Annotated in this window: 15 protein-coding genes; 3 read left to right on the forward strand and 12 right to left on the reverse strand. The window is 40.8% G+C overall.

Annotated features, from left to right (window positions below):
- Positions 1-39 precede the first annotated feature (39 nt).
- From OQJ86_RS11195 to OQJ86_RS11210, 4 genes are read right to left on the reverse strand one after another with little or no spacing between them, the layout of a single operon-like run.
- Positions 40-1,290, reverse strand: coding sequence for a Wadjet anti-phage system protein JetD domain-containing protein (locus tag OQJ86_RS11195; RefSeq protein ID WP_265987767.1), 1,251 nt, complete (start codon positions 1,288-1,290; stop codon positions 40-42).
- The gene (locus OQJ86_RS11200; protein ID WP_265987768.1) at positions 1,283-4,801 is read right to left on the reverse strand and encodes an SbcC/MukB-like Walker B domain-containing protein; all 3,519 of its coding nucleotides are present in this window, start codon (positions 4,799-4,801) and stop codon (positions 1,283-1,285) included. The genes OQJ86_RS11195 and OQJ86_RS11200 overlap by 8 nt, the downstream gene beginning before the upstream one ends.
- Entirely contained in the window at positions 4,794-5,444 is a 651-nt protein-coding gene (locus tag OQJ86_RS11205) for a DUF4194 domain-containing protein (RefSeq protein WP_265987769.1), read from the reverse strand. Before OQJ86_RS11205 ends, OQJ86_RS11200 begins: the two co-directional genes overlap by 8 nt.
- A complete protein-coding gene (locus tag OQJ86_RS11210; protein WP_265987770.1) occupies positions 5,434-6,840 on the reverse strand; it encodes a Wadjet anti-phage system protein JetA family protein in 1,407 nt (468 codons plus the stop codon). The genes OQJ86_RS11205 and OQJ86_RS11210 overlap by 11 nt, the downstream gene beginning before the upstream one ends.
- Before the next feature lie 142 nt (positions 6,841-6,982).
- On the opposite strand from OQJ86_RS11210, the gene OQJ86_RS11215 reads away from it, so the two are divergent.
- Positions 6,983-7,852: a WYL domain-containing protein gene (locus tag OQJ86_RS11215; protein ID WP_265987771.1), complete on the forward strand. Its 870-nt coding sequence runs from the start codon at positions 6,983-6,985 to the stop codon at positions 7,850-7,852.
- 141 nt (positions 7,853-7,993) lie between these two features.
- Here OQJ86_RS11215 and OQJ86_RS11220 read toward each other — a convergent pair whose 3' ends face one another.
- The 5 genes from OQJ86_RS11220 to OQJ86_RS11240 form a co-directional block, all read right to left on the reverse strand.
- Positions 7,994-13,378 (reverse strand): sacsin N-terminal ATP-binding-like domain-containing protein, encoded by a 5,385-nt coding sequence (locus OQJ86_RS11220; protein WP_265987772.1) that lies wholly within the window; start codon positions 13,376-13,378, stop codon positions 7,994-7,996.
- Between the two features lie 665 nt (positions 13,379-14,043).
- The gene (locus OQJ86_RS11225) at positions 14,044-15,735 is read right to left on the reverse strand and encodes a DUF2326 domain-containing protein (RefSeq protein ID WP_265987773.1); all 1,692 of its coding nucleotides are present in this window, start codon (positions 15,733-15,735) and stop codon (positions 14,044-14,046) included.
- The gene (locus tag OQJ86_RS11230) at positions 15,722-15,958 is read right to left on the reverse strand and encodes an ABC-three component system middle component 6 (protein WP_265987774.1); all 237 of its coding nucleotides are present in this window, start codon (positions 15,956-15,958) and stop codon (positions 15,722-15,724) included. Before OQJ86_RS11230 ends, OQJ86_RS11225 begins: the two co-directional genes overlap by 14 nt.
- A complete protein-coding gene (locus tag OQJ86_RS11235; protein WP_265987775.1) occupies positions 15,945-16,496 on the reverse strand; it encodes a hypothetical protein in 552 nt (183 codons plus the stop codon). The genes OQJ86_RS11230 and OQJ86_RS11235 overlap by 14 nt, the downstream gene beginning before the upstream one ends.
- A gap of 17 nt (positions 16,497-16,513) precedes the next feature.
- Complete coding sequence (locus OQJ86_RS11240; protein ID WP_265987776.1) at positions 16,514-16,864, reverse strand: hypothetical protein; 351 nt, start codon at positions 16,862-16,864, stop codon at positions 16,514-16,516.
- Between the two features lie 968 nt (positions 16,865-17,832).
- Between OQJ86_RS11240 and OQJ86_RS11245 the strand changes: the two genes are divergently transcribed.
- Positions 17,833-18,402 (forward strand): DUF6795 domain-containing protein, encoded by a 570-nt coding sequence (locus tag OQJ86_RS11245; RefSeq protein WP_050568441.1) that lies wholly within the window; start codon positions 17,833-17,835, stop codon positions 18,400-18,402.
- A complete protein-coding gene (locus tag OQJ86_RS11250; protein ID WP_265987777.1) occupies positions 18,402-19,598 on the forward strand; it encodes a lipase family protein in 1,197 nt (398 codons plus the stop codon). Before OQJ86_RS11245 ends, OQJ86_RS11250 begins: the two co-directional genes overlap by 1 nt.
- A 528-nt stretch (positions 19,599-20,126) precedes the next feature.
- Here the strand turns inward: OQJ86_RS11250 and OQJ86_RS11255 are convergent.
- The 3 genes from OQJ86_RS11255 to OQJ86_RS11265 all read right to left on the reverse strand — a co-directional run bounded on the left by OQJ86_RS11255 (position 20,127) and on the right by OQJ86_RS11265 (position 22,265).
- On the reverse strand, positions 20,127-20,621 hold the full coding sequence (locus OQJ86_RS11255; protein WP_265987778.1) for a YcxB family protein: 495 nt from the start codon (positions 20,619-20,621) through the stop codon (positions 20,127-20,129).
- A gap of 223 nt (positions 20,622-20,844) precedes the next feature.
- Positions 20,845-21,105, reverse strand: a complete 261-nt coding sequence (locus OQJ86_RS11260) for a DUF5062 family protein (RefSeq protein WP_265987779.1) — start codon at positions 21,103-21,105, stop codon at positions 20,845-20,847.
- Between the two features lie 83 nt (positions 21,106-21,188).
- Positions 21,189-22,265: a threonine aldolase family protein gene (locus OQJ86_RS11265; protein WP_265987780.1), complete on the reverse strand. Its 1,077-nt coding sequence runs from the start codon at positions 22,263-22,265 to the stop codon at positions 21,189-21,191.
- Between the last annotated feature and the right edge of the window lie 107 nt (positions 22,266-22,372).

Here is a 22,372-nt window from a genome sequence, read left to right on the forward strand (position 1 = left end):
CAAAGGCGAACCAATTGGTTCGCCTTTTTGTATATAAGATTATCGCAATAAAGTAACTGGGCTCCTCGGAGGGATTAGCTCTTGCTCTATCCAATTCAGTTCACTTTGATTCAATGCAACAAGCTTGTCATAAAGCACTGATATGGATGGATAATCTCTGGCAGACTCCAAAGCGAGAATAAGTTCAGAGACAGGTCTTGTAGTTTTGGCCTCATCAAGTTTGAGACCTATTTCCAAGTCAAGACCCATCAAATATGGGGCGATGTCAGCATTAAGCCACTTGGCCAAAAACGCTAAGATTCTATATCCTCCGACATCACGATCTCCCCAATGATACAGTGGCACATGGTTTATGAGATTATTCACCAGGAGATTAATAGCTCTCATCCATGCGCTAGGAGGGAATCCTGCGGTATAAATCACAAGCCCTTCATCATCAACTTCTCGGACATATCGTTCAAAGCTGGTTCTATTTTCAATAAAAAGAACATAAGGTACATCCTGTACCCACTCAACTCCCAAAACCTCATCCGGTGAAACACCAATACCGTATTGAAAAGCTGATAAATCAATTCTTCCTTGACAGATCAATGTTCCTTTCGCTTTAAAACGCATCGGAACTGGGTACTTACAAATACCACAGTGCTCTAGCAGCTCTTCTCCCGTTTCAATCATCTCAGCAACGTCAGGTTCTAAATGCGGCAACATCAACTTATAAACAAGATTAACAAGCGTTTTATTCTCCAACCTCTTTGAATCGTAATAGAGGTTAACACTCAGAGTTCGCATATCTGGTAGAGACACAGAAACCGATGATGAAATGATCTCGACCAACTTCATAGCGTCCAAAATCAGCTCAACTTGTACAGGTTTGATGCCATGAAAAGTTTTGCTCTGCGACCACGCAATAATAATCTCGTCACGCGTTTCTTCCCACCATGACACTTGGAAAGATACACTTTCAAGTTGAGTGCTCAAATCACATATAAGCTTCATTCTTGGCGTAATACCTAAACTATCAAGCAAAACGCCACCATCAACCACATGAATGGATTCAATATGCTTAAATGCTCCGAGCATCACCTTTTTTCGGTACCGGAGGCAAACAAACCCAAGATTCTCCATCTCTCGATGTAAGGCATCTTTGGTAGTGTCGCTTAGAGCAAAGTACCACTTATACGCTCGATCGGTTATACGTATAGTGACCCCAGATTTGACCTCTTCTGAGAGGTCAATCTTCTTGCTCAACTGTGTCAGCAGCCTCTCTAGGTTTTGACTCATATCAAACATCAGACGTAGCCTTTGATTTCAATTCAGCGACTCTCTCAGTAATCAACTCTGGGTGGTATACTGGATTACGTTGATCAATAAGTTCCTGACCACGCTCAAAAATCTTAGTATGATCGATTGCAACATCTCTTCCCTCACGACAGATTGTATAGATCTGATCCATCTCTTTGCCTATCTTTAACGTAACCTCAGGGGGAGCTGCTATTAATAGCTGTAAACCGATCTCTTTGAGAAATGCTACAGCGGCGCTCGCATTGCCAGCATCCATATTATTGAATGCCTCATCAAGTAAAACTAACGATGCCCCTTGCCCTGATTCACTACCTATCTTGTAGACATTCATAAAGCTAGCAGCCAGCGCTATATATGCTGGAGTTTGTTGCTCACCACCTGACCCCGTACCTTGCATCTTACTTATGCGATTTTCCTCACCTGTTTCTTTGTTTTTCATTTTCATGTCATAAGTAAAGAAATTTCGATAATCTCTTATCTCGGTAATAAGATCATCCCCATTTATAAGTGCACTTTTTAGCAACCCAATGGCTTCATGCTCAGAAGGTAAATCAAACATAGTCCCTACGAGCTCAGTTTCTTCACGATCTGCTGTGGTGATGTAGTCATATACTTTATTTAAACTTTCTGATTCTACAACGCTATAGTGAAAGCTATAAATATTGTCGTGGAATGGAATTTCTTTGAGTAAACGGTTAAGCTGATTAAAAGTAAATTTCATCTGCTCAAACCGACTCTGCAACTCTCCGACAATAATACCTCTAAAATTCTGCTCCATTTGTTCTGCTGCTGCCTGAGCAGCTTGCTGGTGTTGCAGAAGTTGAACGGACAAAATACGTTCAATCCAATCTCGACAATCTGCCTCAATAAACAAGTAGGCTTCAACGTTACTGTTATCTGGCCTTGCAGCCTCCAACAGCTCTTGTCGATTGGCAATGTCCTCAGAGAAGTAATTAGTAAAGGCAATAGTATTTTCTCGCAATGCACCCCGTGCACGTATTTCTTTCTCACGAAAATCTTGAGCTCGTAAACTCGCTTCATTCTGGATCAACGAGTACAAATCCTCTTGATTTTCAAATTGCTTCTCGATCTTCTGCCATTGTTGATCTGCTTTAGTAGTATCATGCAAGAACGACTGCTCAATTTGAGTTCGAAACTGTTCCGCTTCTTCACGTTTAGTTGATAGCTCCTCAATAACAACAGTCAATTTAGTCATTTCAAGAGAAGCATTTTCTCTATCATTTTCAGCTTGACTAATATTATTGTTGCAATCACTCCACGCTTTTTCCGCTTCTTCTTTTGCTAACTTTAATCGCTCATCTGCTGATGATAGAGGCTTCAACTGCTCTTTAGCCTGCTCCAGTCGGCCTAATTCAATGCGATATTGTGAATTGATATTCTGGGCATCCTCAGCTCCTTGCATGAGGGCTGAAAAAAGTTTCGCCCATTGCTGGTTTAGTCTGCTTAACATCATTGCAGGGGCATTTACATTGACTAAACGCTGTGTCACCTCGAGCAGCTCTGCCTCAAGTGCTATTTTCTGCTCAGTTTTAGCATTCTTACCTATCATTAGCCCATCAATATGAGACGTTCCACCAACGGTACCGCTACCCGTTGCAAGACCAGAAACCATCAGCGCCTTCGTCTCTCTTCGTAAATCGCTACGTGTTCTGGCAATGCGCGTGCGATTTAGCAGAATATTCATAAAGCCACGAGCGGTAGAGTCTGAGGTCTCAACCAAGGTCGACACCATACCTATTGACGGAAGTCTACTTTGCTTTAATGCATGATCTGGGTTGATAATACGAGCACGTTTGATTCTTCCATCTTTCAACTGTGCGATTTCATATAGTTCAAGGGCTCGTTCAAAGTCATTAGGAGCAATAAGTAAGGCTTCTCGGTTAGCTCCTAAATAAGACTCAATTGCTGGCTGCCACTCTTTATCATTAATTTCACAAACATCACATACTGGTGTCACTGAAATTCCAGCACTTTTTAGCAAATCAATCGTCAGTGCTGTTGATTGATTAATATCTGATAGTCCCTTAGATAAACGCTTAATGCGTTGCTGAATAGAACTTCCGTGAGTCTTTAATCTCTCTACAGTTTTGCTGACATCCTTATCAGCCTTCTCAACCAAGCTACCAATACTAGACAGTGTTGGTTTTAATGCTATGAGCTTATCCGCTACCAAAACAATACTATCGGGCGTAGAGGCTGATAACTCATGTACCTTTATTTGCTCTAAATCACTTAGGCACTCGGTCCATTGCGTGGCAAACAGTTCAAAGCTTTGTATATCGAATGTGTCGGGAAATTGAAATGATTTGATGTCGAGAGTAGTAGTTTGAAATGATTTTATGGCTGTCATAACTTTGTTAAGGGATGATTGGACAGCTCTTTCAGCAGCAGCCACTTCTCTGTTTAAATTGGCTGAATCTGAATTCTGCCATGCAAACACAGCACTCTCATGACGATCCTTAAGCGATGGTAAACGAGGCCTTTCTAGCTCAAGTGTATTATTAGCTTTCTCCCAACGACGCTGCTGTTTTTCATTTTCATCTTCTTTGGCATCACATTCCTCATTAAGGTGTGATGTCTTAGCTTCTTGAAACACCCACTGAGCATGGTGAGCAGCAATACGTAAATTGGTAATCTTCTCACACTCTTCCAATAGCGCTGCTCGCTCAGCTTTATGGCTATTTGCGCGTTTTATTTCTTCTTCAATACGCTGATGAGCAATAAGGTCCTCACGCAGTTGCTCAGTCTCTATAGGCATTGGAGGTAAAATAAAGTCGCGAATGAACACATCAATAGGGCTATCCATTTTGAGTTGCAGTGCGCTCGATAGTGTTTTGACCAATAAGTTGGACTCTATCTTCCCTGTTCTTGTTTGATTGCGAGACATTAGCTCTGCAATTTTCTCTCGAATAATACGGGCCCCATCAACCGTTTCATAACGCATCGCTCCATTTAGTCCCTTGGCTGTGCGCTTCATATGTTCCACGAAATCAACCCAAGGTAAAAAATTGCCTTCATCGGACAAAAGGTCAGACTCAGTTACATGATAACCTTTGATTATATGACCACGTATTTTCTCAACACTAGGAGATTGCTTAGAGGCATAGAAGGTGAGACCAAAACTATATGGACGCTTTAACTCATCATAAAAATTGAGGAAAATGTAGGAGTTGGCATTATCACGTAGCAAACTAGTTGAGTCATTATCTTGAAACTCACCAAGCGCATAACTTCGGGCTGTACGCTCTGATGTTCTGCCGTCTGCTGCTGCATTATAGCGAGTGATCCGCTGGTCTCCTCCCATAAGCACAAATTGTATAGCATCAAAGATCGTAGTTTTGCCTGCTCCATTATCACCAGAGAATAAAGTCGCACCGGCTTGAGCAACATCAAAGGTTTCTAATTCAAACAAGTACCATTGAGCGAGAATAATATTACTCAGTCTGTGTGAATTCATAGATTGTTTGTCACTAGTCATAAGATACCTCCACTGCTTCGTCACATTCTGCTGAGCCGTCTTTTAATTCGTCGCTAGAAAAGCTATCCATAAACTCGTCTAAGAGACCCAAATAAGTAGCACTTACTACTCTCGTGATGTTAGGGAGTACCGTTATTTCAAATAACTTGGTGTCAAAATCCTTCTCCCCAAGCTCAATGACACCTTTCCGTTTTAAGTTTTCTAGTGCATGAGAGGTTTCTGTAACTTGTGGACGACTTCCTTTTATTAACTCATATTGGTTTATAAGTTCTGTTGCAGGAGGTTTTACTCGCCCAAGCTCTGTACGTCCCATCGATGCTTCCGTGTCATACATCTTGCGTAAAATCAGTAAGAAAATCGTGGTCGTAACATCGAGGCGTTTACCAACACCTCGTGGAAGGACTCCCGCATAGCCAAAATTACGATCAAAGTGCCATGTCATATCTAAGCTATCGAACAATTTATGGAAGTACGTTTGGTTATCTTCGCACCGTTTGAAGTGCTCTTTGTGACCTCGCTTTTCTTTCCAAACCCATTGATTCCGAATTAAATAAGCTGAAGTTTTCCGCAAATTGTCGGTGTAATCGGCAGAGGTTTTTACCTCTATATCTTTAAGTTCTCGAAGAATAATTTCACTTGCCATATGATGTTATCTCCATATCTTTAATGCGGATAATCAAACGTCGTCCTGCCATAGCCTCTAAAGTTGTCCATGCTTCTCCATCATCAAACGACACATGATATTTTTCTTGGAGTGGGTGCAATACATGCGTTTTGGGTACTCCTTGAGCAAGTAAACGTAAGTGAAGAGCAGCCATCATTTCATCTGGGCTGTTAATCGTCAGCTCATCAGTCGTGACTTGTGTACGTCCTCTCAATGAATCTTCTAGGTACTTATCTACACGCTGTAAGTTGCACTTCTGAAAGTCTATATGTTCCTGTTTGAGCTGGTTGTAGGCTCGCTTTTCCCATAGCGGCTTTTGTTGCCGTCGTGATGATTCTGAAGGTTCGATTGCCTTAGACTTCGGTTTAGCAAAGCGGCTACAAGAAATCAGTTCTTCACCAATAGACAAGCTAGGAAGTGTATTTACTGAATCATCTTGTCCGATCTTCTCAAGCAAGAATTGAATTTGTTGACCGATGTCACTTGGTGTATGAACCGTATACTTGATTTGTTCATGGATCCTACGAGTGATACGCCTAGCGTAATCTTGTGTTTTGGCAAACAACGGCTCAATCCCTTCAAAAGCTTTACTCAGTCGGTCAAGGTCGTTCTCCACCAGCTCCTTAGATGAATTAGCAATATCACTTCGCTTGTACGCTTTTACACATTCTTCGAGAAGATCAGAGTCAAAACGGATTATATTAGCCAGTTTAAGAATCTTGTTGCCATGAAGCTTAGGGTTGCCTTTGAGTGCTAATTTTTCAATGTTTGGAAGAAAAAGTTCACCTAAATATTCGTTAAAATAAAACTCGAATCGGCCATTAACTTGTGAGCTTCCATGATTTAGTTGATGATGAATTTCACGAATATTCCCCACCAAAGCACGCATTCGATTCAAGAAACTCTCCATATCGTCAGCTGCTTTCCGTATCAGTGAACCACTAGTAGGATCCTTAACTACCTCTGCTAAGTTAGATCGCACTGACAAGCATACAATCCCCAGTGAGGGATGCTCAGCGCTCATCGATTGCAAAAAGTTTAGTAATCGACGTCCATCTTGTGACATCCATACAACATAACGATACCCACTTTCTCGCTCTTCCCTTAGCCACCCTGTATCACGCAAACGTGAATAAGTGTATTGCTCTGGTGCAGACTTGGACTCACTCGATTCACCAGACTCTATCTCAATTCGCAGATTGTGGTTAGCGATATAGTCTCTGATGAAACCCCGCACTTGCGATGGGGTTGGTTCATCAATTAGTTGGGCTGGGTCTAAAAAGGCATCAAGCTCCACCAGCAAAGCAAGCATATGAAGGCCATTGTCACCGGCAATGGGTCTGAATAGATGAGTGTTCAGTGAAGAAACGTTCATTAAAATCCTCAACGACCATAAATTTACACCAAATACATGGTGTCAAGCATTGGCTACTAAATCAACTGATGTCACATTACACTGGAATCAAATGATTCGTTAGAGTAAATTAGTACAGTTCATTTTGATAAGGGTAATCATTGTGCGTTGTGTCGAATCTCCGCAAACCAAACGACTAAGGCTTATTGATTTCTATCTCTGCTTCTTTGGGAAAGTAAATCGCTCCGACCTTATTCAGCACGGTGATATTGCCGTTGCTACAGCAAGCCGTTCTTTTAATGCTTACAAGGAACGTTTTCACGACAACACGGTTTTTAACGAAAGCTTGCGTGCGTATATGAGGTCAGCATCGTTTAGTCCAGCTTTTGAGCATGACCCAGAAGCAGCTCTGAGATTAATCGCATGGGGTCAGGAGCTTAACTCAATTCCAGTAACAACTTATGGTGTGAACAGCTTCGCAACAGTGTTGGATTCACTATCCATTGATATTGTCTCCCAAGTAACAAGGGCGATCCTGAATAAGCACTGTATTTCTGTCCTGTACAGCTCCTCAACCAGTACTGAAACGAGAACACTGACTCCTCATTCTCTGTTCAAAGGACTTGGGGTGTGGCACATCCGTGCTTGGGACAGTAAAAGACATAAATTCCTGTGCTTTAGAATTAGTCGAATTCTTAAGGCTGAACAAACTGACTGCTCATACGACAAGACTATAAAGGACGATGCTCTTTGGAACCGTGACGTTGTCCTGAGTGTTGCACCTCACTCTATGCATGAGAATAGAAATGACTTGGCTATTGACCTTGGTATGGAAGGTCAATACGTGCGAAACATTACAACCAACGAAGCGTTAGCTGGCTACGTGCTCAATGACCTCCACGTAGACTGCACGCCTAATGCTTCTTTGCCGCCGCATGCCTTCAACTTGCAGTTGATGAATAGGCATGAGTTAGAGCATGTTGACTCTATACGAGCTCTAGTGCCCGGCTTTATACAGAACAAGATTGATTAAGCTTGAAGTAAATAACTCCGAGGAAATTAAGCTTTAACGTAAACCAACGATCTTGTTTGGACGAGATGTTATCTTGGCGGAAAAAAATAGACAAACTTCAGTTTGTCTATTTTTTTAAGGTAATGCATTGGTCTAGAACTATCAGGCCAAAGGCAAAACTTCGACACAATCACCAACTAACTCCCGGTTCCAATCATTCGGTAGAAAGTATGACTTCACTTTGTTGAACGGATTACCCAAATCTAAAAATGTTGCTTGAGACGTGTTTTGCCCAACAACTACAATCAAAGACCATGTAGGGTCAGCTAGTGCTAGTTCTATTTGGGTTCTACTTAACTTCACACCTCTCTCTCCCCACCCAGCAGGAAGAGTCTTTACTTCAATCTTTCTGACAACCGCATCATTAATATCAATCTCTAGCAAGTCGTACCCAGGATTGTTTTTCGGTGCTTTCTGTATTCTATGACCAGAAGGTAACGTCTTCACAATTGCATTTAACACATTGTCTTCTCCAACATCACCCAAAAGTGTCGTTTGATTACCTGTGAAAGCTGTCCCCATACCACTTTTCCTGTTGTGACTTACATAGTCACGGTGTCCGACATCCAGTTTAGGTCTATCTAATTTCTCATTAGAATTTCGTGGTTTGGAACGAGGTTCCCTTGGTGCATTGTAGGTTAAGTCACCCAAATTACCCTTTTCTATTTGCTCACTAGCTGTTCGCGCCTCTGCTGAGTCTTGGGTTTTCTCTTGGTTGCTAGGAATACTAGGTTTAACGGTTCTCTCCTGGTACTCGCTTTTATCAAGATGGGCTTCTAACCTTCGAATTTGATCCCCTAAGTCTTGGACTTCGTCCTTTATTTTTTTGGGTTCTAGTCCAACATATCCACTTTCAACGACATTGTTATTAACGCCAACGGGAATCGTCTGCGGCTCATCTGATACGGCATTATCTTCCGTGTGATATTCTTCTTCATCTAAATCAGCTTCAATCAAGCCTACAAAGTCAGATTCGCCAGTGGCGGAGTCATGAGAATATACTGGTTTGGTGAACTTCGTTTCATTAGGGAGCTCAGGTATTCCCTTCTCCTCTCCTAGATATTCGTTTGCTTCTTCTTCAGACTCGATATCCTTTACCAAAGTCGCAATCATGATGGATGATTCAGCGTTTAGAGAAAACTCGTTACTTACATAACTAGCCAAAGCTTCACAGAGTACCCTCGTTGAGCCAAGGACAACATACAATTCACCATCTCTATTAAATACTTTCTTTTTGTTTGTATCATAGATCCATTGAAGACCGATGTTGCAAGATAAAGTCAGAGATTTACACATGATGATTCGATCTGGTATCAATCGATCTCTATAGCTCTGTTCAGCTTCGCTACGTGGTGATTTTAAGTTATGAAAGGCTAACCTTCGTACTGCATTTTCAAACCAAGTCGTTTTCAACTTCCTACTAAATTTTGCAATATCATCTGGAACCTGTGTCGACTCAAGAAACTCAGTCTCATCATTCTTAATACTCATCTCTGAATCATACTTGATAGATTTAGCGTTCGTTTGCGCTGCTAACTTCTTAAATTCACCGACACAAACTCGAAGGTGCTCATTCTTAGAACTAGCTGATTCAAGCTCATCTCCCTCGTCTATTAAGACTTTGGAACTTTTGCAAACTTTGCCGAGCGTTGTCAAAAGCGGCACTTCATCCGATTTAGTTATCACTTTTAAATGGTTTTCTTGTATTAAAGAAAGAACAGACTTGGCTACGAGAGTCTGCTCATGACTTAACACTCGATCTAGACCTAGGTTTAACGTTATGTAATCAATTAGAAACTCTTTACCCGGTGCAACCCTTACACCTAGTCTTTCCAGTCCCTTTTTTATGTCGAGTTGGTCGTGTTTCAAACTTCCAAGAAAATCTTCGACTGAGTGTAAGTCAGGTAAGCCGGACACTTTCCGGAAGAATACGTTTTTAGGGTTAACCCACTCCCTATTAATTAAAATTTTTTTCGGTTTATCTTCATCGCTGAGCTGTTTAGTCCTTCCGCATACAGCGTAAAACCGTATAGTTGCGTTTGACAGAAAACGTTCGTTGCTATGATTGATTGGTGTCCCAACTAATTTCTGATAATTCCGAACTTGATGTCTGGTCTGGGCTAAAGTTTCCAAACCTAAGAACTTGTAGAGAGAATTTGAAGAGTCTCGACCAGACACCCTTTCTTTTTGGTTTTCACTCTCAATTCTTGGTGCAAGAAGATGAAAGCTCGGGCACAGTTTGTATTTGTAAGTACGTAGCGTGATTGAGTTAGGACTACCTAATTGCAAAGCTGCATGTTCTTTTCCATCAACGACATTTTCACCCGGTACACATGGGAGCCATGAAACCCCAGAAAACTCTTTGTGAAAAGCCGCGTACTGTTTAGCTGCATTTTCAAACTCTGGAAGATGAAGCTTAATAAAGCGTATTAGGTCAAACGCTTCCTCTACGTCCCCCCTTTTTGAGATATGTATAGCACCTTGAAGTAGAGCTTTAATAGAAACCGTCTTTTTTGCCCCACACAACTCAAGTAACTCACTCCAATTCTCATGTTGGAATGGGCTCAATTTTTTTGCAGTCGCTTTAAGCGACTCAGGTAATGTCCCGAAGAAGCTTGGAACGTAAACCTCAGCAGCTCTTAGAAAAGAACCATCAGCGGCAGGTACTAAACTTGCGGAAGTTAGTAATCTTATGGCGTTTGGTTCATTTCGAACAGATTCAAGCTCCTTACACAACCATTCTAAAAGTCGAGTCTTAGGCTCATTATCGTTAGCCCCATTCAAATACTTAACAACAACATTCTCAATATAGTCAGAAAACGACATCGTCGAAACATTGAGCTTTTCAAAAACGTTGAAGAAATCAACCTCGCCGGAGTCAACTAGGTCATAAAGGTCACTTATCTGCGCTAATGACTTATCAACGCTGAAACCACCAGGTAAATATAGACTCGTTTTGCTATCGTTAATGCACTTAAGCGAACCATTCTGTGTTAATGCAAGGGGGATATGATTTTTAGTTTCCTCTATCAAATATCTGTAATCGCGATGAGTTTTATCCGCTCTACCAATAGAGCGAAGGACAAAGTGTCTAAAGGCTGGGATTTCCAAAAAGGACTTTGTTGACTCATTCATCTTAGCAATATGAGCCAAGACAACCTCATTGGTGATGCTACTGAGAGGGCTAAAGTTAGGTGTTAAAAGATCGTTCAGCTTTTGATAGCTCTGTACCCATTGTTTATCAAAAAGACAAACTCCAAGCTTCTCATAATGCTCTCTGTTATCAGCTTTTACCTCTAGGTAAGGAACTTTCCCTCCGGAAGCTAAGTCTTGTAGCGTGCAAGCTCTAGAGCCACTAATTTTGTAAACCGGAAGCGACACCAAAAGTTGCTTTACTTTGTCCGTTAGTCGTTCGGTTTCACCAGAGCGGCGAATCAAATCAACTACTTCATCAAACCAATCTAGGTCTACTGACTCTGAGGTCATCATTTCTGATAACAGTTTTAGTTTGTTTTCTAAAGTTGAGATTAACCAGGGCTTAGGCATTTCCTTCAGTTCAAGGTCATACAAACTTTGGTCAACAAACTTAGATTTGTCATTTTTGAAAAGTGATAGGTCGTGCTTCTTAGAAAACAGTGATAGGTCTTGGATTCTGTGTAGTTTATTATCGAGGCAATACTGCAAAGGAAGTCCGATGACACCCGCTACTCCTTGCTTTCCTAAAACCGCATATTTAAGAACATCAGAAACACTTTGTTTATGAGCAAAAAAGAAGTGAGAAAGTAAGCGTTCTTCCTGAGGAAACACAAAATTTTGGGCGCTAACTGAAACGGCATCAATCAATACATCAGGGGTAAACTCTGAGATTATGCCGCCAAAGGCTCTCAAATTAGACACAACAAATCTAGGCGGCTCTGGGAAGATTAGTTTAAGTTCTTTCTGTACGACTTTTTTGAGCTCTTTGGTAGGAGCCTCAACTTTGGCCTGACGCGTACAATAGAAGTGTTCAATGGAGGGCTTCGCCCAATAGAAATTATCTTTATGCCAAATTTTCAAACATTCAGCTTTCGCCATTCGTTTGTAGAAACCTTTCTGTATATACGATGTAATTTCATCTGAGTCTTTAGATAGATTTGGCCAAAATTGATAGTATTCAGCCTCTGAAAAGTTGTGTTTGTACTGAAGCAATAATTCTGCCCATGCCTCGCCTATTGCGCTTTCAGCTAGCATGAGATTCCATTTCACTAATGGTGCCTGATCGTCATTCCCAGCTTTCAATACTATTGAGGTTCGTTTATCGTCAAGTTCGAACCACCCTTGCATGTGCGCTTTGCTTTTCGTTCTAATACCTAATGGTAAGAAGGTAAAGAACTGACCTCTCTCATCGTTTTTAGAAATTTGTTGATCTATCGGTATAGCTACTCCAGCCCAAGGTAACACTTTTCTGAAGTTTGGCCCCACCCCCAAAAACTTTAGAGCCTGTTTCAGAAGTAAACTATCTGTTCCTTTGAATAACCCATTGACTACAGCCCATTTAGAGTGAAAAGACTCTTTACGTGACGTACTACGATCGAAATAATGGCACTGAAATTCATGTTCGTACATCACAGTTGGGAGATCAATATTGTTCAATAGCCAAGATCGACAAATCTCTTGGGGAGACATGTTTGTTGGTATGGCTTTGTTAAGCTTTTGCTTTGCTGAATTAATCTCTTCTATGTTTTTAGTTTCGATTTTCAATAGTTCTTGCGTCTTTCCATCCTCATGAACTTTGCACAAAACTAACGTATGGACATTCCTTAGAAAAAGCAAATTGTCTGAGCTTTTTCTCCATTCATCACACCATTTGTAGAAGCGCTGCTCGGTGAAAATCTGACTCGATATCTCGCTAGTTTTCGCAGTTTCGGGAGTCCTCAAAGGTAATCGAAAAACTGTTCGGCCAACAGTATCTTCCTCGCCAGGCAAAAGAAAAGTGCGCAACCACGGTTCTAAACGTTCATAGGTACTACTGCTTACCTCATCATGCTTCCAGGTCGCGACTTCGTCTTTTAGTTCCTTACAAATGGCTGATTTATGTGCATCAAACCATTTAGAAGTACCATGCCTCATACCACCAGAAATTAGGCTAGGATGATCGCTAATACTAAAACTGGATGTAAAACCTTGTCCAAACCTACCAGTAGATTGAGCTTTATTGACCTTACCTCCATCCATAATCTGATCAATTGCCTTGAAGTCCTGCTCGTTAAAAAGCGCATCATTCGAAATGATTAGAGCAGGACCTGAGGCAATGTTTAAGGCTTGTTCTTTAAGGGAACCATGGTTTCGAAGATCAAGTGCAACTGTTAGTCGTGAAGCTTTCGCATCATCTGCATTTTGCAAAAACTCTTTGAGTAAGGAATCCGCATTGTACTTTTCGATCATTTGCTGAATTTGCTTCGTTACAGGTGAGCGATAACTACTTGTATAAGAAACTTCGATATCCATTGTATAGCACCTTAATCAACAGATTTAATAAAACGTTGGTTTGTATTAATTTTGGTGCATATAATAACGTTGAAGTGCACCAGTGTGAACTCAATCCTCTACAAGACGATCTGAACAAAAACACAAAACAAAGAAGTTGGGATCCCACAATCCAAGTATCGAAACAGGGCTTATAGGCTCCAAGGAAGGGAACAGTCGAGAATGGTACTAATGACCGGCAACCAAATCTACCTCAAAGTGAGAGATACCAACACCTGCCCTCCTACTTTGTAGTAAATTTAAATGCGTTTGAATCTCAAAATTGTCTATTAAAACTTAGGCTAGCTGTCAAGTTTGTCTACTTTTTGAATGCTTTAGTACATGTAGAATCTAAATAAACAAAGGCGAACCGATTGGTTCGCCTTTTTGTTTTTGGGCTGAGATTTTTAAAACTTGTTTGTGGACAGAAATGAGTTGTCACCCGTGCCCGAGGTCGCCTGTATCGGATAACTTTAGTTTGGGGAAAATAAAGTAGACGGTTTTGTTATTCGAGAGCATTGGCTGCTGATGCAACCGTAACGATCCTACTGTGATTGCTAGCACCAACATATGACTTTAAATTTTTCACTAAAGCTTAGAGGGTTCAGAACCTACTTTATCCCTCTAAGCATAAGTAGATTTTGTGTTTATATCTTGAAGAATTTGTTGTCCTGAGAGAGCTCAAGGATGATGAACTCTTTGTATTTGGTGTAATCTTGCTCAACAAGCTTATCTGACAGCATAGAAACAATGTGTTGTCCTGATAGTTGAATTGATTCATCAAACATTTTACGAATATGCTGTATGTCGATTTCATCAATCGAATCATGTAAGACAAAGTTAGGTCTTAATGCTTGTTGGTCACAAACAGTCTTGATGTATGCTAAATCAAATGTAACAACTTCCAGTCTTTTTAATCCACCCTCGTTGTTTGATTCTACGTCGTCGACATGTGGCGAGCATTCACCCTTTTCTTGATCTAAATGAAGACTGAAGTTGTACTCAACTCCGTAAAAATCGCGAGTGTAGTCTTTGAAGTTTTCAATATACTTTTCTTCAAAAGAGGTTACGTTGTTGAGCTCAGTTTCAAGCTCGCCAGCTAATTCAGTTAATCTTTGTTGCTCAAGTATTAGCTTTGAGTCGATATCATCCTTTTTGTCGATAATGGCTGTTAGTTTGGCTAACTCTTTATCAAGCTTACCAATTTCCTTCATCGTGTCAGATATCTCTTCGATTTTCTTTTTCGACTTTAGTTCATCGAATAGGCTTTGCTTCTGAATTTTTAACTGGCCGAATTTGATAGTTGCTTTTTCATGCTGCTGTTGCAGTTTATCTAGTCCATGTGACACAAACTCTCGTTTGGTGCTCAACAGATGGTCATGGAAAGCGAGTGCTTGCTGATAATCTTCAAGAGTAGATTCTATCTTCACAGACGCATACTCGTAGATAGTTCGCAGTTCATCGAGCAAATAATGCTGTTCACTAGTTTTTAGTATTTCATTAGTCTTAATTATGTTCTTGATTTTTAAATCTAAAGACAGAATCTGGTCAGAAAGTGAGTTTTGCTCGTCATCTATCGTGTTGATTTTTGATACGATTTCTAGTTTATCAATGCCTTTTTCAGACGATAATAAAGACTTTTCTAACTTAGCTATTTCTTTCTTTATTTTAGATACTGAGCCGACAATCTTGTCTTGAGAAATGACACTATTAAAGGCCTTCAGATTCTTATCATAGCCCTTGATGGTGGTCTTTAGTCTGTGGATTTTACTGAGTATTTCAGTGTCATCAAAGTTGAACAGATACAGAAAAACCGTGTTTATATCGGATTTACTAACGTTCCTACCGTTATCAAAGTTAACAGTCTTTGTCATACGGTGTTGCGTTGTTCTGAAGAACTTCGGAGCAAGTTTTCTGATCGTTGGTTTAGCAGAGTAGACGTTGAAAATACTGCCCATAATGTGTGCAATGTATTCTTTGCTTGTTACTTCTTGCCCGTTCAAAATGTAGCTTTGCAGTGTACTATCGGTAGATAGTCTGCGCTTAATAACACTAAACTGATTGTTTAGACCAAGGTACTCAAGCGATACGTATACTTCACTGTTTGTGAAAAGCTGTTCAATCTCTTGCTTCGGTGTTTGAAACTCATCATCAATGTAAATTGGGCTAATTGAGCCATCAAACAAGTAGTCGAGAATTCGGCCTAAAGTTGACTTACCAACGCTGTTACCAGGTGCGTCAGATTTCTTTTTACTCGTGATGATGTTTAAGTTGTCTAAAAACGGTATCTCTCGTGTTTCTACACCGTCGATCTCTAAGAGAAATCTAAGTAGCTTCATTGATAAAAACCTCTTTGCTATCGTAGCCAATAGCAGAAATGATATACAGCCAATCCAACGCTAGAATTATGTGGTCTACGGACACAGAAAGCTCTTTAGTGCCGATTTTAATTAGCTGTGTGATAGTCATACGCTTTCTTTTGCGCTCATGAAGCTTTTTTAAGATAAAGCCACCAATGTAGAGCACATTCATCTCAGGGTGAGAGCCTTTAGTTGGGAGCATTGTTAGGATTCTCCAGTACGCAGCATTCAACAAAACCATGTGCGACAACAACGTTTAGTCCAATTTCTACTTGTTCTTTGTATTGAGTTACATTGGCTGAGCTATACACAAACTTTCTGAGCTGCTTTATGACATCGCTTATGATGTCGTCTGCATGCTGCCGTACTTGTTCTATGTCGGGTTCAAATGAGTCAATGCCATACTTATCTAATGAATTGCAGTACATTTCATTAAGCAATTCCATTGCCGTTTGTTTTCCATTGATTATGTTTTGTTCTGCAAGAGTGTAGGCTTTTTCAATATGGGATGAATATGATTTGTACTGCAAGACAATACGACGTTTAGTCTTGAGCATGTTGTGGTTTATCTTCGTAGTAACATTTGCGGGAAAGGACCGATCAGTTCGATCGATTCTCACGTTGGCAGATGCAATATCACCAATGATAACGTTAATAATGGAGTCAACGTTATTTTCTGGAGACTCTACATTGTAGAAGTCACCTTCAATGTTTTGAATATCAAATCTTGTTTCACACATAGACAAGCCTAGAACTCTTATTTGTTGTAAACAAAGTCGCCTTTGATTACACCTTGGTTAAAGTTGGTCTGGCCGTTTTGATGCACTTCTTGATAGTTATCGTGGATATCGTTCTTTTCGATTTCGACGATCTTCTGTTCTAGAGTAGTGTTTTGAACTTGTAATGCATTGTATGAAACTTCCAACGATTCGAACTTTTGTTGTAGCGTACTGTTTTCAACTTTTAGCTCATTGTGAGTAGTGTTTAGATTATCGAATTTCTGCGTAATTTTGATCACGTTGCTTTTTTGAACAAAAGCGTAAACGCAACTAACAACAGTGCAGATCCAAGCGATAGCAACAAAAGGTGGGGTAGCAAAGATTTCCATTTATATCTCAACATCTAGGCATATGAACCGTGTATTGTACAGTTCATATGCATCATGTACCACTAAAAGACGTGTAACTTACTAATAAATATCAAATAGTCACTTCCAGTCACCAAACTGCTTAACGCCGAGGTCAAATTATGTCGACACTTTGGAAGTTTGCTTTTTTGGTGCGTAGATTATGACTAAAGTGCCGATTTATCAGTGAAATTGCTCGCTTAAAGTATTTCTACACACCTCACGATTGACATTAGATTGTCTATCGAAAACTCTCGACGAGAGTCTGATGACATTAGCTTTTTCCAGCACAAAACAGGGGCAAAAATGCGCTAGAAGCCAACGTCATTACTTCAGGATCACAATAAGCAATCTCCTTATCACTTTTTTGATTCATATTAAATACTAACTCCCCTAGTCTCGCCTAGGCTCGCTGGAATGACCCAGCTGAAACGCCGAGTGTAGTGGTTCAGATTTTGAGTGTTAATTAGAGTTTATCCATCGAACATCAAACGCAGCGACATACTTACCTTCGCCTAGGTAAGAGACTTCAATACTCTCGATATCGTGGTCGTCAGACAGCAATAAGTCATGTATCCAATGGTGTCATTCCATAAATTCATTTTGAGCGAGGCTTTAGTTTGAAGACGAGCTTCGCTGCCCACATTACAGTTGCATCAGCCGTCGAGCCAAGGACGTTGATGTCAGTTTTAAAGCGAAAATGGGCTTGGTATGCCTAAAACTTGCCATATTGGCTGACTATCAATCTAAATAAGACTGCTCGGCTTCGAAAACGAATTACGCGACAAAGCCAGCCATGAAAGTAATGGACATATTATTTACATTATTTTTCAAAGTGCGCCTAGATATAAGATTTGGCATGACTTACTTTTAAAATTGGGGCGATTCTAGGCTGGCAATTGAGATTATTAGGACATAGTATCGTCTCACGCGTGGAGATGGGTTGACCTATGTACGATATTGGTAAGCGAATGACTAAAATACTGGTTTTCCTTATGAGTGCCACAATATTATTGCTCTCAACAGGTTGTAACGCAGATATGTTTAATTTCTTCAAATCAAAAAAGTTTCAATACACACTTAGCTCAGAAATCACTGGTAGCTTATACATAGACGGGAAAGCGTTTACTAGCGAGGTAGTTTATCTACACACGGCTTTTTCTAACAACCGTTATATCACCGAGGCAATAACGTCAGAAAAGGGTTATTTTAATTTCGAACCCACATACCACTATCAGACGTTTAAAGAACCTGTCCTTCATGAATCCTCTAGCTACATTGGCATTTACATTTTTGTAGATGGCAAAAAATACTACTTACTAGAAGCTCGATTTTCTGATGTGAAACCCTATGAATTTATTTCAGATAATCTTCTTGATTTAAGTTGTGAGATTAATTCAGACGAATATCATTACTTTTTTAAAAATAAATTTGTTAAGAATGGCCTCGATCTTGAAATTATAAGTAGGTGTGATTTGAAAGGATTTTCTGAAAAAATATTACTAAACAAGGATACGTAATGGCAAAGTTAACACCAAAAATGGCTTCAGAAATAGCGGATATTCCTTATAAAGCTTATGAAAATAATGGCCGTTTTATCATGCCGGGCAAAAACAGTTTTTCAAATCACTTTTCTTTTTCTGAAAATGATGTATTTGATGGTTTTACAGGTGGTGTAGCGAGTTTATCCAATGTACCGGTATTGCGTAAAGTTGTCCCTGGTTTGATGAGAACTTCAGAGGCGTTTGCAGTGGTTGGCAATGGTAAGGGTTCAACATTTGAGAACGAAATTGTCATTTCGATTCGAGGAACACAAAATGCTAATGACTGGATCACAAATGCGAATATAGGGGTGAAAGGATCACCAAACGGATCGCCTGCTCATGCTGGTTTCAACAATTGTTTTCAAAGTATTAGCCCTAAATTGAAGCAGTATATTATGCAGATAACCCCCAAACCAAAACGTATACATTGCGTTGGGCACAGTTTAGGCGGAGCACTCGCATCACTTTGCGCTGATTGGGTGCGTAGTGAGATGAAGATCAGAACCACCTTATACACCTTTGGCGCTCCTAGAGTTGGTCTGGAAGCATACGCACGCTCATCAGAAGAACTAAACGATGGTGTTTATCGATGTACACATGGTGCTGATCCTGTACCAAAAATACCGCTCTGGCCATTTATTCATGCTCCAATTTCGACAGGCGAGTACCGTTTGGACTCTGGCACTGGGTTAAGCATATCAGCCCATTTGATGGCAAAAAACAAAAATCCGGGTTACCTAAACACAGCTTCCTCGGATTCTTGGGGAGCGTTGAAGAAGAAATCGAACGACCACTTATTTACTCCTATCCGTCTAAAGTACGAGCAACGAAATCAAGCTTCTTTTTCGGAGTATTGGGCCGATAGAATACAGGGCGCACTTATCACTTATTTGAAAGATGTGGCTCTTTTGTCAACGGTAACGATTCAAGCAGGTGTGATTGCTGGCTTGACCTTTTATGATTGGCTTTCAAAAAAGCTAGAATCCGTTGCAAAATCATCTAGGCGCAATGAAGAGCAACTAAAAGGCTTATTAGGCCATATGCTTGTTTTTGCCGGTCACTATGGGACCATCGTTGAAGATCTATCCGCCCGATTAATTAGATGGGTTTTCCAAAAAACCATTGCACGACTAGTCAGAGTATCTAAACAAGCGATATCGTTGCTAAGTTAATCTAACAATTGTAATGGCATAATAAATTGATTGCTTAGTTAGAGGTAATTTCATCACCTCATGAGTTAACTGGTGACATTGACATAATGCTGCTAAATAGGACTTTTATTAAGCACTTTTTAGATGAAATTTTCTAACCAAATCGGGCCGCGATTTATCAATACGAATTTGAAGCCCAAATGTAGGTTTTACGGTGTCAATTGGTTTTGGGTTTCAGTTGGAAAACAACTTTAAATAATTGATATTAAATAGATTTAATGGCCAATCGCTCTTAAAAAACCGTACTACGCCTCCTTTCAAACTGATGAATCGGGTCGATTCCCGCTACTCGAATCGAAATTCCATGTTAAATACTAACTCTGCAGTACGCTTAGGCAGATTCCTAGTCTCGCTGGGATTACGCGGCCAAAAACGCCGAGTGGTGTGGTTCAGATTATGACTCTGAATTAGAGTTAACCAATAAACATCAGACTCCAAGATCAAAAAAGGCGAACCCATTGGCTCGCCTCTCTTGTCATTAAGGATTAGTTAGCTCGCTTTCGATGTTGCGTGCTGTTCTACCATAAACGCAATCACTTCTTCGTTTAAGCAAGATTTGCTGATGTATTGGCGTTGTTTACCAAGATGAAGGATAAAGCCCAAATCGGTTTGTTCGAGTTGGTCGATTTCATTCCACGCGAGGCTGCGATCGATTTTACCGCTTTTGTAGCGCACTCCGTCTACATTCACTTCAAACACCACTTTGCTGCCACGGCTTGAGCTGATGGTTTGGCGCCATAACCACCACGTTCGCTTGCAGTACACACTGAATGCTTCAATCACACTCAATACGATAAAGAACCAACCCACATAACCGTTAGGTAGCAGTTCAAACTCCAATAGGACCACACCAAAAATAAGAAACAAGATCCCTTTCAAATACGCATGTGGGAACTTAACTGGTTGGCTAGTTTGATCATAACACTCGGCAAAGAAAGGTTTGTCGAGTGTGTATTCTGTAGTGAATTCGAAATCTTTAGACATGTATGGTTACTTCAATGCTTCTGTAAATGAGTAATCTTGGTTGCAATCTCGCAACGGATGCATTGTAGCGCTTCTCGGGATTTATCTTTAGTCCTTTTAATTCTGTTTTGTAAATCAATGATACCGCCACGCAAAAAGACCTGGTGCACTTGCCAAGATCAAACAAGGCGAACCATTTGGCTCGCCTTGTTAATTAATAATCGTTGTCATTTCTTCAGGTTTTCTATTTTAGAGGGTCGTTGTCTGGCAACGCACTGTGAATCCAAAGTGCCAGTCTGTGTTTAATGTTTGCGCCATCTAATTTGCTATCCGGTAGTGGCGTGATCTGTTTAGCATCAACCAAGAACAGGTAAACCGCTTTTACTCTTACTGGTTGTGGTGACTGAGGAAGGTCAAAGCCCTGCATCTTTGCCATCTTTCCGGCAATCTCTAGTGCCTTTTTAACCAGTTTATCTTCATTGTGAAGCTTGGAGCTTTTTGACATTGATAAAATCCTCTTGTTCGCTTGACCTCAGAATACATGAAGTAACGCCAGTGACGTGTTAATAAGCTCGCATATTGATAAGTTTATGCCTTATTACCGAGTAACTGATTGAAAAATGACCTTAATTCATCATCATCAAGGTTGAGCAGGTAGTCGCCAACATACCATTCAACAATGGATTGATTTGGATGTACCGTGACTTGCGGGTTACCAAACCAAATGCCCTTTTCCGTGGCAAAACTGTGTTGGAGTTCTTTCAACTCTTCACAGCTAAACGGCAGGATGAGGTGCAACATGTTTGCTTGAGGCTGAGTTGGTCTTACCGCTAAAGACGGGAACTCTTCAATGATTTTGTAGAGCTGTTTTGTTCGCTCAAACAGAGCCGGCATTTGTGACAACCTTTCATCAAACTGCATTGCCGCAGACACCACATAAGGTGTTCTGTGATACAGGTTGCCGCCTTGCCGCTTCATCCACATTGAAGCCAGTTCAATGAACGACTTTGAGCCCAGCAGCATAGACCCGCCCATGCCGTTGATGCCTTTGTAGAGTGAAACATAGGTCGTATCAAAACCAGCGGCGATCTCACGGTATTCTTTCTGATAGTACGCTGCGGTTTCCCATAGTCTTGCTCCATCCATGTGGAGATGAATGTCATTTTCGGCGCAGTACGCTTTGATTTCTTCCAGTTCTTGCCATGAAGGTAGCTGACCACCAATTTCACGCATCGGGAGTTCATAAAGAACGGCTGCGATTTCATCCGGCCACGCAGTGAGATCTTCAAGCTTCCATGTTTGGTAAGGGTTCCCTACTGGCAGAATATTAAAGCGATGTTGAAGCTGATAACCTTGTTTTTCATGCACTGGAATATGGCTAGATGCGTGCATGGCGACAATAGGATTACGCTTTTGTCTTGTGACAATTTCGAGCACTGTTGGCTGTGTCATCGTCCCTGTTACAACAAAAAGCCCTGCCTCGTAACCCAGCAGATCGGCAACCTTTTGCTCGAACGCTTGAATCGTCTCTCCCTCGCCGTAGACATCGTGATTGACGTTGTTTTCTTCGCACCACTTTGCCATCTTCGCAAAGTGTTCGGCTGGGGAGTCTTCTTTATTACCAGGGAGATGGGTATGACAAAGCTGTTTTAGGTGGGTACTCATTGTTCTGTCCTTTGAATCAAAGCTTCAACAATGTAACTTGTTAATACGGAGGCGTAAACTGCATTTTCGCGATGTATTTTCTGCGTATGCCTCCGTGCGGAACCTCC

It is taken from the genome of Vibrio sp. Sgm 5 (assembly GCF_026241575.1).
GTDB lineage: Bacteria > Pseudomonadota > Gammaproteobacteria > Enterobacterales > Vibrionaceae > Vibrio > Vibrio jasicida.

Excerpts from the sequence above, each read along its gene's own strand:
- OQJ86_RS11195 (WP_265987767.1), bottom strand. The coding sequence starts at position 1,290 with ATGTTTGATATGAGTCAAAACCTAGAGAGGCTGCTGACACAGTTGAGC.
- OQJ86_RS11200 (WP_265987768.1), bottom strand. The coding sequence starts at position 4,801 with ATGACTAGTGACAAACAATCTATGAATTCACACAGACTGAGTAATATT.
- OQJ86_RS11205 (WP_265987769.1), bottom strand. The coding sequence starts at position 5,444 with ATGGCAAGTGAAATTATTCTTCGAGAACTTAAAGATATAGAGGTAAAA.
- OQJ86_RS11260 (WP_265987779.1), bottom strand. The coding sequence starts at position 21,105 with ATGTCAAAAAGCTCCAAGCTTCACAATGAAGATAAACTGGTTAAAAAG.
- OQJ86_RS11220 (WP_265987772.1), bottom strand. The coding sequence starts at position 13,378 with ATGGATATCGAAGTTTCTTATACAAGTAGTTATCGCTCACCTGTAACG.
- OQJ86_RS11250 (WP_265987777.1), top strand. The coding sequence starts at position 18,402 with ATGGCAAAGTTAACACCAAAAATGGCTTCAGAAATAGCGGATATTCCT.
- OQJ86_RS11230 (WP_265987774.1), bottom strand. The coding sequence starts at position 15,958 with ATGCTCCCAACTAAAGGCTCTCACCCTGAGATGAATGTGCTCTACATT.
- OQJ86_RS11245 (WP_050568441.1), top strand. The coding sequence starts at position 17,833 with ATGTACGATATTGGTAAGCGAATGACTAAAATACTGGTTTTCCTTATG.
- OQJ86_RS11225 (WP_265987773.1), bottom strand. The coding sequence starts at position 15,735 with ATGAAGCTACTTAGATTTCTCTTAGAGATCGACGGTGTAGAAACACGA.
- OQJ86_RS11265 (WP_265987780.1), bottom strand. The coding sequence starts at position 22,265 with ATGAGTACCCACCTAAAACAGCTTTGTCATACCCATCTCCCTGGTAAT.
- OQJ86_RS11255 (WP_265987778.1), bottom strand. The coding sequence starts at position 20,621 with ATGTCTAAAGATTTCGAATTCACTACAGAATACACACTCGACAAACCT.
- OQJ86_RS11210 (WP_265987770.1), bottom strand. The coding sequence starts at position 6,840 with ATGAACGTTTCTTCACTGAACACTCATCTATTCAGACCCATTGCCGGT.
- OQJ86_RS11240 (WP_265987776.1), bottom strand. The coding sequence starts at position 16,864 with ATGGAAATCTTTGCTACCCCACCTTTTGTTGCTATCGCTTGGATCTGC.
- OQJ86_RS11235 (WP_265987775.1), bottom strand. The coding sequence starts at position 16,496 with ATGTGTGAAACAAGATTTGATATTCAAAACATTGAAGGTGACTTCTAC.